The sequence below is a fragment of the Nonomuraea sp. ATR24 genome (genome assembly GCF_041950485.1).
Taxonomy (GTDB): domain Bacteria; phylum Actinomycetota; class Actinomycetes; order Streptosporangiales; family Streptosporangiaceae; genus Nonomuraea; species Nonomuraea ceibae.
This window is the reverse complement of the sequence record NZ_JBGNUU010000011.1, coordinates 105,316-120,507: the sequence shown is the minus strand read 5'-3', so window position 1 is coordinate 120,507 and position 15,192 is coordinate 105,316. Positions and strand designations below refer to the sequence as shown.

The 15,192-nt window shown below is 72.8% G+C and carries 13 protein-coding genes; 7 read left to right on the top strand and 6 right to left on the bottom strand.

The window, feature by feature from the left end; all coding sequences use genetic code 11:
• The first annotated feature begins 186 nt into the window (after window positions 1-186).
• From ACBI99_RS25800 to ACBI99_RS25770, 7 genes are all read left to right on the top strand, one after another.
• Window positions 187-1,698 carry an ABC transporter substrate-binding protein gene (locus tag ACBI99_RS25800; RefSeq protein WP_219503240.1) on the top strand — a complete coding sequence of 504 codons (1,512 nt, stop codon included), beginning with the start codon at window positions 187-189 and terminating at the stop codon, window positions 1,696-1,698.
• A complete protein-coding gene (locus ACBI99_RS25795) occupies window positions 1,698-2,657 on the top strand; it encodes an ABC transporter permease (protein WP_219503243.1) in 960 nt (319 codons plus the stop codon). Before ACBI99_RS25800 ends, ACBI99_RS25795 begins: the two co-directional genes overlap by 1 nt.
• Window positions 2,650-3,525 (top strand): ABC transporter permease, encoded by an 876-nt coding sequence (locus ACBI99_RS25790; RefSeq protein WP_219503245.1) that lies wholly within the window; start codon window positions 2,650-2,652, stop codon window positions 3,523-3,525. The genes ACBI99_RS25795 and ACBI99_RS25790 overlap by 8 nt, the downstream gene beginning before the upstream one ends.
• Window positions 3,522-4,487 carry an ABC transporter ATP-binding protein gene (locus ACBI99_RS25785; RefSeq protein WP_375073694.1) on the top strand — a complete coding sequence of 322 codons (966 nt, stop codon included), beginning with the start codon at window positions 3,522-3,524 and terminating at the stop codon, window positions 4,485-4,487. Before ACBI99_RS25790 ends, ACBI99_RS25785 begins: the two co-directional genes overlap by 4 nt.
• A complete protein-coding gene (locus ACBI99_RS25780; protein ID WP_364175430.1) occupies window positions 4,484-5,461 on the top strand; it encodes an oligopeptide/dipeptide ABC transporter ATP-binding protein in 978 nt (325 codons plus the stop codon). Before ACBI99_RS25785 ends, ACBI99_RS25780 begins: the two co-directional genes overlap by 4 nt.
• Complete coding sequence (locus ACBI99_RS25775; protein WP_375073693.1) at window positions 5,458-7,305, top strand: gamma-glutamyltransferase family protein; 1,848 nt, start codon at window positions 5,458-5,460, stop codon at window positions 7,303-7,305. The genes ACBI99_RS25780 and ACBI99_RS25775 overlap by 4 nt, the downstream gene beginning before the upstream one ends.
• Before the next feature lie 63 nt (window positions 7,306-7,368).
• Entirely contained in the window at window positions 7,369-8,118 is a 750-nt protein-coding gene (locus ACBI99_RS25770) for a sulfite exporter TauE/SafE family protein (RefSeq protein WP_357585224.1), read from the top strand.
• 16 nt (window positions 8,119-8,134) lie between these two features.
• On the opposite strand, the gene ACBI99_RS25765 is transcribed toward ACBI99_RS25770, so the two are convergent.
• From ACBI99_RS25765 to ACBI99_RS25740, 6 genes are all read right to left on the bottom strand, one after another.
• Complete coding sequence (locus ACBI99_RS25765) at window positions 8,135-9,220, bottom strand: glutamate--cysteine ligase (protein WP_219503252.1); 1,086 nt, start codon at window positions 9,218-9,220, stop codon at window positions 8,135-8,137.
• A gap of 81 nt (window positions 9,221-9,301) precedes the next feature.
• A complete protein-coding gene (locus ACBI99_RS25760; protein ID WP_375073692.1) occupies window positions 9,302-10,333 on the bottom strand; it encodes a 2-oxo acid dehydrogenase subunit E2 in 1,032 nt (343 codons plus the stop codon).
• Window positions 10,326-11,291, bottom strand: coding sequence for an alpha-ketoacid dehydrogenase subunit beta (locus ACBI99_RS25755; RefSeq protein WP_375073691.1), 966 nt, complete (start codon window positions 11,289-11,291; stop codon window positions 10,326-10,328). Before ACBI99_RS25755 ends, ACBI99_RS25760 begins: the two co-directional genes overlap by 8 nt.
• On the bottom strand, window positions 11,288-12,205 hold the full coding sequence (locus ACBI99_RS25750) for a thiamine pyrophosphate-dependent dehydrogenase E1 component subunit alpha (RefSeq protein ID WP_375073690.1): 918 nt from the start codon (window positions 12,203-12,205) through the stop codon (window positions 11,288-11,290). The genes ACBI99_RS25755 and ACBI99_RS25750 overlap by 4 nt, the downstream gene beginning before the upstream one ends.
• Window positions 12,202-13,545, bottom strand: coding sequence for a phosphopantetheine-binding protein (locus tag ACBI99_RS25745; RefSeq protein WP_375073689.1), 1,344 nt, complete (start codon window positions 13,543-13,545; stop codon window positions 12,202-12,204). Before ACBI99_RS25745 ends, ACBI99_RS25750 begins: the two co-directional genes overlap by 4 nt.
• Before the next feature lie 68 nt (window positions 13,546-13,613).
• Window positions 13,614-15,008, bottom strand: a complete 1,395-nt coding sequence (locus ACBI99_RS25740; RefSeq protein WP_357585234.1) for an AMP-binding protein — start codon at window positions 15,006-15,008, stop codon at window positions 13,614-13,616.
• Window positions 15,009-15,192: the final 184 nt, after the last annotated feature.

Here is a 15,192-nt window from a genome sequence, read left to right as displayed (position 1 = left end):
GTAACAACCGCTCTTAACAGCGTGCAATTGCAATGTTAGGTCTTGTATACAGTGTCCGAACTGCCCGTTCCCCTCGGAGGCACCATGAGACCGTCCCCCAGAATCGTCGCGGCACTCGCCGTGCTGCCCCTCGCACTGACAGCGTGCGGCGGAGGCGGTTCCAGCGGTCCGTCGGCTGCTCCCTCCGTGGCCGACGCCTCGGCGGACAACCGGGCCGTGAAGAGCGGCGGCACGCTGAACGTGGCGCTCAACGCCGACCCCGACGCCCTCGACCCGAGCACCTCCACCACGCTCGTCGGCCGCGAGGTCTTCGCCAACATGTGCGAGAAGCTCTACGACATCGACGCCGCGTCCGAGCTGGTCCCCCAGCTCGCCGCCGCCCTCCCGGAGGTCTCCGAGGACGGCAAGGAAGTCACGATCAAGCTGCGTGACGGCGTGAAGTTCAACGACGGCACGCCCTTCGACGCCGAGGCGGTCAAGAAGTCGCTGGACCGGCACCGTACCTGGGAGAAGTCCTCCCGCCAGGCCGACCTGGAGGCCATCTCCGAGGTCGAGGTCGTCGACGCGGCCACCGTGAAGCTCACGCTGAAGCGCGCGTTCACGCCGCTGACCGCGCAGCTCGCCGACCGGGCCGGAATGATCATGTCGCCGAAGGCGCTCGACGGCGCGGGCGACAACTTCGGCGCCTCCCCCGTGTGCGTCGGGCCGTTCAAGTTCTCCGCCCGGACCTCGGGCAGCCAGATCGTGCTGGACAAGGCGCCGGACTACTACGACGCCGCCAAGGTCAAGCTCGACAAGCTCGTATACAAAATCATCGTGGACCCGAACGTGCGGGCCGCCAACCTCAAGTCCGGCGACGTCCAGGTGGCCGACCAGCTCGCCACCACCACCGTCGCCGGCGTGCAGGCCGACCCGAACCTGAAGGTCGTCTCCGGCGGCGGCCTCGGCTACTACGGCCTGCAGATCAACGTCGGCAACGCCACCGGCTCCACCGAGAAGGCCGGCCCCGTCGACAGCCCGCTGGCCAAGAGCCCCGAGCTGCGCGAGGCGTTCGAGCTGGCCCTGGACCGCGAGCAGATCAACAAGACCGTCTACAACGGGCTGCACGAGGTCGACTGCTTCCCGGTGCCCGTCGACAGCGCCTACCGCACCCCCGACCTGCAGTGCCCCAAGCGCGACCTGGCCAAGGCCAAGCAGCTCGTGCAGGCGTCCGGCGTGCCGACGCCCGTCCCGGTCAAGCTCACCTCACCCAACGACGCCACCAACCAGCGGCTCGCACAGGTCGTCCAGCAGATGACCAAGGAGGCCGGGTTCGCCGTCACGGTGGAGACCGCCGAGTTCGTCAGCACCCTGGAGCAGGGCAAGTCCGGCGACTTCCAGGCCATGCTGAGCGGCTGGTCCGGCCGCGTCGACCCGGACGGCAACCTGACGAACCTGGTCACCAGCCAGGGCAGCAACAACTTCGCCGGCATGGCCGACCCGGGCATCGACGAGCCGATCAAGCAGGCGGCGGCCACCCAGGACACCGCCGAGCGCGCCGAGCTCTACAGCAAGGCCATGAAGCGGGCCGCCGAGCTGCGCGGCGTCGTGTACCTGTACCACAACAAGTACTACCTGGGCATGAGCAAGAACGTCGCCGGCGTCCAGTACTTCAAGGACGGCCTGCCCCGCTTCGCCACCGCCGGATTCGTCGCCTGATGGTCTGGTTCATCCTTCGGCGCTGCGGCTCGGCGGTGATCGTGCTGTTCGTGGCCAGCGTCCTGATCTTCCTGGGGGTCAGGGCGCTGCCCGGCGACCCGGCCGTGGTCATGGCCGGCGAGGAGGCCTCGCCCGCCGTGGTCGAGGCCATCCGGCACGAGTTCGGCCTGGACAAGCCGCTGCCGGCCCAGTACGTCGACTACGTGGCCCAGACGCTGTCGGGCAACCTCGGCCGGTCCACCCAGGACCAGATCCCGGTGGCCGACATCCTCGCCGAGCGGCTGCCGGTGACGCTGGAGCTGTCCGCGCTGGCCATGCTGGTGGCGATCGTCGTGGGCGTCGGCTCGGGCATCGTGGCCTCGGTACGGCGCGGCAAGCTCGCCGACTACGTGGCGACCGGGTTCGGCCTGGCCGGGCTGTCGGTGCCGCACTTCTGGCTGGGGCTGCTCGGCATCCTGCTGTTCGCGGTGACGCTGCGCTGGCTGCCCGCCTCGGGATACGTGCCGTTCACCGAGGACCCGGGACAGAACCTGCAACGCATGCTGCTCCCCGCGCTGGTGCTGGGCACCGGGTTCGCCGCGATCCTCATGCGGCAGACCCGCTCGGCGATGCTGGGCGCGCTGTCGGCCGACTACGTGCGCACCGCCCGGTCCAAGGGCCTGGCGGAGGCCAAGGTGGTGGGCGCGCACGCGCTGCGCAACAGCCTGACGACCGTGGTGACCGTGCTCGGCCTGCAGCTCGGCGCGCTCATCAGCGGCGCGGTGGTGACGGAGCAGATCTTCGTCATTCCGGGCTTCGGCAAGCTGACCGTGGACGCGGTGCTCACCCGCAACTACCCGGTCATCCAGGCGGTGGTGCTGGTCACGGTGATCGGCTACGTGGTGGTCAACCTGCTGGTCGACATCGCCTACGCCTACCTGAACCCGCGCATCCGGCTCTCGGGAGGCGGTCATGGCTGAGACGCTGGCCGTACCCGTGAGGTCGGGCCGGGCCGACCGGCGGCGCAGGCTGTGGCGGCGCTTCCGGCGGCGGCCGATGCCGATGGCGGGCCTGGTGCTGGTGGCGGCGTTCCTGCTGCTGGCGCTGGCCGGGCCGCTGGTGACGGGCGATCCGTCGGCGCAGGACTACGCGGCGACGCTGGCTCCGCCGTCGGGCGCGCACCCGCTGGGCACCGACGACCTGGGCCGCGACGCGCTGGCCAGGATCGCGCACGGCGCGCAGGTGTCGCTCCAGGCGGGCGTGCTGTCGACGCTGCTGGCGATGGTGATCGGCATCCCGATCGGGCTGGTGGCCGGGTTCTACCGACGCTGGCTGGACCCGGTCGTGATGCGGCTGGTGGACGTGACGCTGGCGTTCCCGTTCCTGGTGTTCGCGGTCGGCCTGGCGGCGATCATCGGGCCGTCGCTCAAGGGTGTGGTGCTCGCGCTGGGCTTCTCCCAGCTTCCGGCGATCATCCGGATCACCCGGGGCGAGGTGCTGGCGATCCGCGAGATGGACTACGTCGCCGCGGCCATCGCCGACGGCGCGGGCGACCGGCACATCCTGTTCCGTTACGTGCTGCCGAACTGCGCCAACCCGCTGATCGTGCAGGCCACGGTGGCGATCCCGGCGGCGATCATCGGCGAGTCGACGCTGTCGTTCCTGGGCCTGGGCGTGCAGCCGCCGACCCCGTCGTGGGGCGTCATGCTCACCACCGCCCAGCAGTACCTGGACGTCGCCCCCTGGCTGGCCATCTGGCCCGGCGTGATGATCGCGCTGGCCACGCTCGGCTTCAACCTGCTGGGCGACGGGCTGCGTGACGTGCTCGACCCGAGGAGCGGCAGATGAGCCTGCTGGAGATCACCGACCTGGCCGTGCACTTCGACACCGAGGACGGCCTGGTCCAGGCGGTCAGGGACATCTCACTCACGCTGGAGGAGGGCGAGATCCTGGCGCTGTGCGGCGAGTCGGGCTGCGGCAAGTCGGTCACCGCGATGTCGGTGCCCAGGCTGCTGCCGCCCGGCACGACGAAGCTCAGCGGCTCGATCAGGCTGGACGGCCGCGAGCTGACCACGCTGCCCGAGCCGGAGCTGCGCAAGGTGCGCGGCAAGGACGTGTCCGTCGTCTTCCAGGAGCCGATGACCTCGCTCAACCCGTCGTTCACGGTCGGCTACCAGATCGCCGAGGTCCTGCGCAGGCACGAGAAGCTGTCGCGCCGGGCCGCCATGGACCGCGCGGTCGAGCTGCTGGAGCTCGTCGGCATCCCGGCGCCGCGCCGCCGCGTCAAGGAGTATCCGCACCAGCTCTCCGGCGGCATGCGGCAGCGCGTGATGATCGCGATCGCGGTGGCGTGCTCGCCGCGTGTGCTCATCGCCGACGAGCCGACGACCGCGCTGGACGTGACGATCCAGGCGGGCGTCCTGGACGTCTTCCGCGACCTGCGCGACCGGCTCGGCACCGCGATCATCCTGATCACGCACGACCTCGGCGTCGTCGCCGACATCGCCGACCGGGCCGTGGTCATGTACGCGGGCCGCGCCGTCGAGCAGGCGCCGGTGACCGAGCTGTTCGCCCGGCCCCGGCACCCGTACACGCTGGGCCTGATGAAGGCGCTGCCGTCGGCGGCGGTGAACGGGCGGCTGGCGGAGATCCCCGGCATGGTCCCCTCGCCGATGTCCGACCCGGACGAGTGCGCGTTCCGGGCGCGCTGCCCGCGCGCCCAGGACGACTGCGCCACCTCCAGGCCCCCTCTGGTACGGCAGGCGGCCGGCCACCTGGCGGCCTGCTTCCACCCTGGAGAGCAGCCATGACCGAACCCGTACTGAAGATCGACGACCTGGTCATGCACTATGGCCAGGTGCGCGCGGTGGACGGCCTGTCGCTGGAGATCGGCAAGGGCGAGGTGCTCGGCCTGGTCGGCGAGTCCGGCAGCGGCAAGTCCACCGTCGGCAAGTGCGTGCTGCGGCTGATCGAGCCCACGTCGGGCCGGATCAGCCTGAGCGGCACCGACATCACGCACCTGTCGCGGCGCTCGATGCGCCCGCTGCGCCGGGACGTGCACATGGTGTTCCAGGACCCGTTCTCGTCGCTGAACCCGCGCTTCACGATCGAGCAGATCGTCGGTGAGCCGCTGATCCACCACAAGGCGGTGGCCAGGCGGGAGGTGGGCCGCCGGGTCGCGCAGATGCTGGAACAGGTGGGGCTGCGGCCGGAGATGGCCACCCGGTTCCCGCACGAGCTGTCGGGCGGGCAGCGGCAGCGGGTCGGGCTGGCCCGCGCGCTGATCCTCAACCCGAAGCTGGTCGTGGCCGACGAGCCGGTGTCGGCGCTGGACGTGTCGGTGCAGGCGTCGGTGCTCAACCTGATCACCGATCTGCAGCGAGAGCTGGGCTTCTCCTGCCTGTTCATCACGCACGACCTGTCGGTGGTGGAGTTCCTGGCCGACCGGATCGCGGTGATGTACCTGGGCAGGATCGTCGAGTCGGGGCCGACGGCGCGGCTGTTCGCCGAGCCGCGCCACCCGTACACGCAGGCGCTGCTGTCGGCGGCGCCGGTCGCCGACCCGGTCAGGCAGCGCGAGCGGCGGCGGATCGTGCTGGGCGGCGACGTGCCGAGCCCGGTGGACCCGCCGTCCGGCTGCCGCTTCCACACCCGGTGCCCGCTGGCGTTCGACGAGTGCCGCACCCGCGAGCCCGAGCTGGCCGACCCGCGCACGGGCGGCCACCCGGCCGCCTGCCACCTCGTCACGGCGGACCGCCTCCCCGACGCGGCCGCCGCCTCATGAAAGGACCGCACTTGTTCACCACGAGGCCCGAGCTGACGGGCGACTTCGGCATGGTGGCCAGCACGCACTGGCTGGCCTCCGCGACGGGCATGGGCGTGCTGGAGCGCGGCGGCAACGCGTTCGACGCGGCGGTGGCGGCCGGGTTCGTGCTGCAGGTGGCCGAGCCGCACCTGAACGGGCCGGCCGGCGAGGTGCCGATCCTGCTGTGGAGCGAGGCCGACCAGCGCGTGTCCACCGTGTGCGGGCAGGGCGTGGCCCCGGCAGCCGCGACCCTTGAGCGCTTCGCCGGGCTGGGCCTGGACGTGGTGCCGGGCACCGGGCTGCTCGCGGCCACGGTGCCGGGCGCGTTCGGCGGCTGGCTGCTCATGCTGGAGCGGTGGGGCACCTGGAAGCTGGCCGACGTGCTGGCCCCGGCGATCCACTACGCCGAGCGCGGGGTGCCGGTGCTGGAGCGGATCGCCACCACGATCGCCACCGTCAAGGAGCTGTTCACCGACGAGTGGACGACGTCGGCGGCCACCTGGCTGCCCGGCGGCGACGTGCCCGCGCCGGGCTCGAAGCTGGCCAACCCGGTGCTGGCCGCCACCTACCGGCGGATCGTGGCCGAGGCCGAGGCCGCGTCGGCCTCCCGCGAGGGCCAGCTCCAGGCCGCCCGCCGCGCCTGGTACGAGGGGTTCGTGGCGGAGGCGATCGCCGAGTTCAGCGCCACCACCTCCTGGCTGGACACCTCCGGCGAGCGGCACGGCGGCCTGCTCACCGGCGACGACCTGGCCTCCTGGTCGGCGTCGGTGGAGGAGCCGGTCACCTTCGACTACCACGGGCACACCGTGTGCAAGACCGGGCCGTGGGGCCAGGGGCCGGTGTTCCTGCAGCAGCTCGCGCTGCTGTCCGGGTACGACCTGACCGGCATGGGCGTGCTGAGCGCCGACTACGTGCACACCGTGACCGAGGCGGCCAAGCTGGCCTTCGCCGACCGCGAGGCCTGGTACGGCGACACCGACGTGCCCCTGGCCGACCTGCTGTCCGAGCCGTACAACGCCGGGCGGCGCGCGCTCATCGGCGACACCGCCAGCCTGGAGCTGCGGCCCGGCTCCCCCGGCGGGCGCGAGCCCCGGCTGCCGGTGCTGCCCCCGGCCGACGCCGCCGGTCCGGCGCCCGGCGCGTCCGGGCGGCGGGCCGGGGTGGGCGAGCCCACCGTGAGCAGGCTCGTCGTCCCGGCCGAGGACACCGGCGACGAGGTCGTCACCTCCGACGGCGCCGTGCGCGGCGACACCTGCCACGTCGACGTCGTCGACCGGCACGGCAACATGGTGTCGGCCACGCCGAGCGGCGGCTGGCTGCAGAGCTCGCCGGTCATCCCGTCGCTGGGCTTCGGCCTGGGCACCCGGGCCCAGATGTTCTGGCTGCAGGAGGGGCTGCCCGCCTCGCTGCGGCCGGGGGCGCGCCCGCGCACGACGCTGTCGCCGTCGTTCGCGCTGCGTGACGGCAGGCCGTGGCTGGCGTTCGGCACGCCGGGCGGCGACCAGCAGGACCAGTGGAGCGTCAACCTGTTCCTGGCGCTGGTCCACGGCGGCCTGAACCTCCAGGAGGCCATCGACGCCCCGACGTTCCACACCGAGCACTTCCCCAGCTCGTTCTTCCCGCGCGGCTCCCGGCCGGGGGTCGTGCACGTGGAGGAGCGGCTGGACCCGGCGGTCGTGGCGGAGCTGCGGCGGCGCGGGCACGAGGTCGAGGTGCAGGGGCCGTGGTCGCTCGGCCGCCTCAGCGCGGTGGCCCGTGACGGCGACTTCCTGAAGGCCGGCGCGAACCCGCGCGGCGCCCAGGGCTACGCGGTCGGCCGTTGACCGTCTTTCTCATTGGTTCTCCCCGTTTCCCCCAGCAGCGGGATCCGCACGTAAGGAGTTCGCATGATCCCGCTGGGTGACGTCCTGTTCCTGGCCGGGGCCGGTCTGCTGGCCGGCGTGGTGAACGCGCTCGCCGGAGGCGGCACGCTGGTCTCGTTCCCGGCGCTGATGGCGCTCGGCTACCCGGGGGTGACCGCCACGGTGACGAACGCGGTGGCGCTGTGGCCCGGCTACCTCGGCGGGGCCTTCGGCTACCGCGCCGAGCTGCGCGGGCGGCGGCGCCGGGCGGCCGGGCTGGCGGGGGTGGCGGTGCTGGGCGCGGTCGCGGGCAGCGCGCTGCTGCTGAACACGCCGGGCGACACGTTCGAGGCGCTGGTGCCGTGGCTGGTGGCCTTCGCCAGCCTGGCGCTGCTGGCCCAGCCGTGGCTGCGCAAGCGGTTCGGCGGCGGCGACGGGGAGCGGCCCAGCAGGCTCGTGTACGCCGGGGTGTTCCTCGGCGGCTGCTACGGCGCGTACTTCAACGGCGGCATGGGCGTGCTGCTGCTGGCGGTGCTCGGCATGTTCCTGCACGACCACCTCCAGCGGGTCAACGCCGTGCGCGCGGTGCTGTCGCTGGCGATCTGCACGGTGTCGGTGGTGGCGTTCGCGCTGTTCGGGCCGGTCGAGTGGGCGGCGGTGGCGGTCATCGCGCCGGCGAGCCTGGCGGGCGGCCTGCTGGGCACCCGCCTGGCCCGCCTCATGTCACCGGCGGTGCTGCGCGGCGTCGTGGTCGTCTTCGGGCTGGGCGTCGCGATGGCGCTCGCCCTGCGCTGACCCGTGCTGACCCCGGTCAGGCGACGGTGGCCTCGATGAGGTCGTCCACCACCTCCGCGAGGTCGTGGCCCCGGGCGTGCACCCGGCGCTGCCGCGCCGCCCCGGACCCCTTGCGGAGCAGCCGGTCCAGCCCCTCCTCGACGAACGGCAGGTCACCGGCCTCCGCCAGGGCGTGCCGTACGTGGTCGAGCAGGCGGCCGACCAGCACCGGGGCGGGCACGAGCGTGCCGTGCCGCACGTCCAGGCTGTCGCCCGCGAGCCCGTCGCGGGCGGCGCGCCAGTAGGCGGCGCGCAGCACCTCGCCGGGAACGGGCAGCCCGCGGTCGCCGCGCGCCACGGCGGCCAGCGCCGTGACGACGAGGCCGCGGACCAGGCCGATGATGGTGAGGCTGTCGCTCACGTCGAGCGGCACGTCGGCGACGCGCACCTCGACCGTCGGCAGCTTGGGCGAGGGCCTGGCGTCCCAGAAGACCGTCTTCGGGTCCATCAGCGCCCCCGACTCCGCCAGCGCCCGCAGCGCCAGCTCGTAGTCGGCGAACGTCGGGAAGTACGGCGGCGCGCCCGACACCGGCCAGCGTCCCCACGAGATGACCCGCCAGGAGGCGTAGCCGGTGTCGCGGCCGACGAAGAACGGCGAGTTGGCGGCCAGCGCGATGAGGGTGGGCAGCCAGGGGCGCAGATGGTTGCCCACGTAGACGGCGTGCTCCTCGTCGGGCACGTCCACGTGCACGTGCAGGGCGCAGATGCTGATCTCGTCCTGTAACGCGCGGTAGAGGACGCGGCCCTGTTCGTAGCGCGCGTCCTCGGTCAGCGGCGGCGGCATGACGTTGCCGAGCACGGGGATGCCGCTGGCCACGACGGCCAGCCCGCACGAGCGGGCCGCCCCGGCCACCTCCTTGCGCGCGGCGCGCAGCTGTGTGCCCAGCTCGGTCAGGTCCGCGGACGGCGCTGTCCGGGCCTCCACCTGGAATCGGGTGATCTCGTGCGCCACGTCGAGCATGTCCGTGGCGGCGGCCAGCACGTCGGCCGCCCGGGGAGTGACGTGGCGGGTGCGGGGATCGACGACGAGGTACTCCTCCTCGATCCCGATCAACGGAACCATGCCCACACCTCGCAGGGGAAGTCAGGAGCCTCCTTACTGTTTGTGCCCGTGCAGTGTCGGCGGGAAAAGTATGTGGGCAAACTAGCCTTCAATAGCGCTTTTCAGCGCGGCCATGAACAGCGCCGCGTCACGCCCGTTGACCAGCCGGTGGTCGTAGGCGAGCCCGATGTGCGCGACGGTGCCGTCGGACGGCCCGGTGACGGCCAGCGCGCACGCGGTGCCCGGGAAGACGAACGGCACGGCCAGCACGACGTCGCCCTCGGTGTGCAGGGTGACGACGAAGTTGGCCCCGGCCAGGTCTGCCTCCTTGAAGTCGCCGGACGCGGCGGCCAGGCGGTGCTTCATCAGCGCGGTGGCGATCTCCTTGAGCGGGCGACGGGCCGCGTCGTGCACGACCGGCACGTACAGGCCCTCCCCCACGTCGAGGGTGACGCCGATGTTCGGCTCGTCGGAGAGCAGCGCGTGCGTGCCCTCGTAGGTGGCGAAGAACAGCGGGTGCTTCTCGTGCAGCCCGGCCACCGCCTGGACGAACAGCTCGGCGAGCCCGACGGGCCTGCGCACCTCGCGGGTGGCCGCCTCGGCCCGCTTGAGCGCGGGGCCGAGGTCCATCCTGACGACCAGGTAGGCGGCCGGGATGCTCTGGTGGGACAGCTCCACGGCCCTGGCCACGGCCCGCTGGACGCGGGGCAGCTCGCGGCGGGCGGGGCCGTCGAGGAGGCGTTCGACGTCGGCCCGCCGGACCACGTCGACGCCGAGCCCGGCGAGCTGCTCGGCGGTGATGCCGTGCTCGTCGGCGAACGCCTGCGCGGGGGCGGTGACGAGCGGCCCGGCCTGCGACGCCGCGCTCGCCGCAGGGGCGGTAGCGGGCGCCGGCTCGGCGGGCTCGTCGCCGATCGTCGCCAGCAGCTCGCCGGGGCGGCACCAGGTGCCCGGCTTGACCGCGTGGCGCAGCGTGCCGGTGGCGTCGGCGGGCAGCTCCTCGGCCGCCTTGGACGTCTCCACCACGGCGACGGCGTCGTCCTCGTGCACCGGCGTGCCATCAGGGACGAGCCACTCGACCAGCAGGTACTCGGTGTCGTTGTTGTTCAGCTTGGGCAGGCGCAGCTCAGCCACGGACGACCTTCCTGATCACGCGGTGGATGTCGGCCTCGTCCACCAGCACCTCGCGCTCCAGGTGGGAGGCCGTGGGGATGACGGAGCCGGCGGAGTGGACGAGCGTCACCGGGCCGGCCAGCCGGTCCCAGTGCCGCTGGTGGACGTGGTGCGCGACCTCCGCGCCCCAGGTGCCGCCGGCCGTGCTCTCCTCCACCACGAACACGTGCCGGGCCGCGGGCACCTCCACGTCGAAGGGGTAGAGCCGCGACGGCACCAGCAGCGTGCAGCCGATCTCGTCCTCCAGGAGCAGCGAGCGCATCGCCGCCACCACCCGGTGCGCCACGCCGCCCGGCGCGACGATCACGCAGTCGGGCGTGTCGTCCAGGAACACCCGGGCCACCCCGCCGGCCACCTCGACCGAGAAGGGCGCGTCCACCTGGTGCATCTGCCGCGTGTAGAGCACCTTGTCCTCGAACAGCACGCACGGCTCGGCGCGTGCCAGCATCTCCTCGAACACGGCGAGGTTGTCGTGGAAGGGCGACATCTCGTACAGCGCCAGGCCCGGGATGCCGATGAAGTGCTTCTGCAGGCTCTGGCTGTGCGTGGGCCCGTAGCCGCGCCCGCCGCCCATCGGGCAGCGCACCACCATCCGCATCGGCACCGTCTCGCCGTACATGGACACGGACTTGGCGGCGAAGTTGAGGAGCTGGTCGAAGGCCAGCGCGGCGAAGTCGCCGAACATGATCTCGACGATCGCCCGGTCGCCCGCCAGCGCCAGCCCGGCGGCCACGCCGGTGATCGCGCCCTCGCTGATCGGCGTGGACAGCACCCGCTCGGGGAACGCCGTCGACAGCCCCTTGGTGATCTTGAAGGCGCCGCCGTACGGGTCGAGGACGTCCTCGCCCAGCAGGTAGAGGTCCTGCTGCCGCTCCATCACCGCGTGCAGCGCCGCGTTCAGGTTCTCCGCGACCCTCATGCGCGCACCCACCTGGACGGCGGCCGGGCCGCGACCTCCTCGGCGACGGCGTCGACGTGCTCGCGCGCCTCCCGCTCCAGCCGGCCGACGTGCTCCGGCCGCACCGCGCGGCAGCGCTCCAGCCAGTCGGCGTCCCTCGCCTCCTGTACGGCCTGCGCGCTCCTGGTGTCGTCACCCTTGCTGTGCGGGCCCAGGCGGTGCGTGGCGAACTCCACCACGAGCGGGACGCCCTCGCGCACCCGCGCGACCGGCGGGGCGAGCCGCCGCCGGATCGCGGGCAGGTCGAACCCCTCGACGCGCTCGTGCGCGATGCCGAACGCCGCCGCCCGGCCCGCGATCGTGCCCGCCATGTGGGCCGTCGTGGGCGTGGACTGGGCGATGCCGTTGTGCTCGACGACGACCAGCACCGGCAGCCGCCACAGCGCGATCAGGTTGAGCGCCTCGTACACGGCGCCCTCGCCGAACGTGCCGTCGCCGATGTAGACGCAGGCCAGCGCGCCCGGCTCGGCACGCCGCAGGCGCAGCGCCACCCCGGCGGCCACCGGCAGACTCTCGCCCTGCACGCCGGTGGACAGGTAGCGCTCGCGCCGGATGTGCTGGCTGCCGCCCACGCCGTGGCAGATGGCGCCCTCCCGGCCCATGATCTCGGCCAGCAGGCCGTGCGGGTCGCGGAAGCGGGCCAGGTAGTGGCCGTGGCCGCGGTGGTTGCTGAAGACGTGGTCGGCCGGGCCGAGCAGCGGCTCCAGGGCCACGGGCACGTACTCCTGGCCGAGGCAGGTGTGCGTGGTGCCGTTGAGCCGCCCCTCGCCGAACAGGTCGAGCAGCTTGAGCTCGAAGGCCCGGATGGTGAGCATGAGCGACAGGTCGGCGTCGTCCAGGATGGGCCCGGCGGCCCGTTCGAGGAGCGAGGTCACCTCCTGATCACCTCGACGACGCCGGCGACGGTCGGGTTGTCGAAGAAGTCGTCCAGGTCGATCTCCACGCCGAGGCGCTTGCGCATGCGGGCGATGATCTGCGTGATGCTCAGCGAGTGGCCGCCCAGGTCGAAGATGTCGTCCTCGGGCTGGATCGGCGAGAGCTTGAGCACCTCCTCCCAGATCGCGGTGATCTCCCCGATCAGCGGGTCCCCGCCCAGGTCGGCACCCCCGTCGTCCACCTGGGCGGGTTCCGCGGCGGGCGCCTGCGCCTCCGCCGTGACGGTCTCCTGGAAGGCGGCCAGCTCGCGCAGCGGGCGCTCGGGCGTCGCCCGGCCCAGCACCGCGATCAGGTCGGCGGCGAACCGGCCGGGGTCGCGCAGCTCGGCCGGGTCGTAGCGCAGGCTCGCCGACAGGCCGCCGGGCCCGTCCAGGAGCTGGAGCTGGAGCGCGCCGCGCACCGCCCCGTTGAACGCCAGCCAGTCGACGTCCCACCCGGCGGGAGCGGTCCCGCCGCGCCGGTAGCTGACGGAGATCGGGGCGAGCGCGGCGTGCGGCCTGATGCCGGGCACGGCGCGGGCGATGGGCACCTCGCGGACCTCGTACACCCGCCTGAGCTCGGCCCGCAGCCCGGCGGCGAACTCGCCGAACGGCGCGTCCGGCGAGGGCGTGGAGTAGACGGGCAGCTCGTTGACGTACGGGCCGACGTGGCCGGTCTCGGCGGCGGTCCGGGTGGACAGGTCCACGGCGGTCACCACGTCGGCGTTGCCGTAGGAGCGCAGGAGCGCGTGCAGCGCGGCGACCACCACCTCGAACCTGGTCAGGCCGGGCAGCTCGGGCACGTCGAGGTCGAACTCGGCGAGCGCGCCGGTCCCGGCGCGGCGCGAGCGCAGCACGTCACCGGCCACCACGACCTCGCCCGGCTCGCGCCAGCGCCCGGCCCAGAACGCCCCGGCCTCGGCCAGCCGCGCCTCGACGCGCTCGCGCTGGAGCGCGGCGTGGTCGGCACGTTCCAGCGGCTCGGCGATCGTGCCGTCGAGCGCGGCGGCCAGGTCGGCCACCAGCACGTCCTTGGACTGGCCGTCGAACACCAGGTGGTGGGCGACGATCGTCAGCGTGTCGCCGTCGAGCTGGAAGCGGGCCAGCGGGCCGCGCTCCAGGTCCAGTGCCACGGGCTGGTCGGTCAGCGCGGGCTGGACGTCGGCCGGCACCAGGTGCGGCTCGCCGCCCCGGTCCTCGAACGCGCTGCCCAGCAGCGGGTGGCGCTCGACCACGGCGGTGACGGCCTTGGCGAGCGCGCCACGGTCCGGTGGCACGGCGAACCGGATCACGATCGGCATGTGGTAAGCGGACCCCGCACCCATCCTTTCCGTGATCCACATGCCGTGCTGGGCGTACGAAACCTCGGTCATCGAACAACCTCTCGCAGTGCGCGCTTGTCCACCTTGCCTCCGTGATTGCGGGGCAAGACGTCGACGGTCACGAGCCGTACGGGCAGCTCGTGCGGGGCCAGCCGGCCCTTCAGGAAGATCCGCAGGTCCTCGTGCGCCACGCCGCCGACGACGGCGACGGCGACCGCCTTGCCGAGCGTCGGGTGCGGGACGCCGAACGCCGCCGCCTCGGTCACGCCCGGGTGCTGGTAGACGGCGTCCTCGACGTGGATCGTGGACACCTTGTACGCGCCCGACTTGATCACGTCGCTCTCCCGGTCGACCAGGTAGAGGTAGCCGTCGCCGTCCAGGTAGCCGAGGTCGCCCATGCGCACCCAGCCGTCCCGGAACACCTCGCCGGTCGCCGTCGCGTCGCCGTAGTAGGCGCGCACGGCCGCCGGGGAGCGCATCCACACCTCGCCGGTGACGCCGGGCGGCAGCGGCTCGCCCTCGGCGGTGGCGATCCGCACCGCGCCCCCGGCGGCGGCCCGGCCCACGCTCGTCGGCCGTTCCGGGTCGTAGATCATCACGGTCTGGGCGGGCGCCGCCTCGGTGGAGGTGTAGTAGTTGGTGATCGTGGAGTTCGGGAAGGCGTCGGACAGCCCGGCGGCCACCCGGCCGGGCAGCGGCGCGGCGGCCGAGCCGAGCAGGAGCACGCTGGACAGGTCGTGCCGCTCGTGGACGCGGGCGGCGAGCATCTCGATGGCCATCGCGGGCACGAGGAAGACGGTGCCGGCCTGGTAGTGCTCGATCAGCGCGGCGAACCTGGCGGGGGTGAACACCGGCAGCGTCACCACCTCGGGGTGGGCGTCCACGGCGTTGACGAGCATCCACTGCCCGGCGTTGGTGCCGATGGGGAAGGCGTGCGCGAGGTGGCGGCTGTGCGCGAAGGGCCGTCGCCTGCCCCCGCAGCCGTGGGCCAGGTTGGCGTGGGTGGCGCTGACGCCCTTGGGGCGGCCGGTGGTGCCGGAGGTGTAGAGGATCTGGGCCAGGGCGCCGGGCTCGGGCAGTGTCACCTCGCCGGGCGCGTCGGGCAGCTCGCCGGGTCTCAGCACGGCGGCGGCGCCGCAGTGCGCGAGCATCGCGTCGACGTCGGGGGCGGCCAGGCGGTCCGACAGCGGCACCGCCGCCGCGCCCGCCTTGGCCACGCCTAAGAAGGCGATGGCATACTCCAGCCAGTTGCTGTTTCCGAAGACCAGCCCCACCCGGTCTCCAGGGCGCACGCCGCGAGCGGTGAGCCCGGCGGCCACGCGGTCGGATCTGGTCTCCCACTCATCGAACGTGATCGAGCCCGAGCCGTGGACGGTCATCGCCACGCGGCCGGGGTCTGCTGCGGCCCGCTGCCTGAGCAGGCCGGGAAGGGTAACGCTCACGATCGGCCCCCGGAACAGCCATCGGCGTTTCTAATAGGAAACTTTACTTTTTATGGGTGGGCGTTCAGTGTGGCATGCACCGGCGACGCACACAAGGCCGTATTCCACGGCCTTGCGAGACTCGGAAGATCCGTGGAACACTCGAACAGTTAGGATTCTTTCCAGTTTCGGCGGGGGAGCCTGT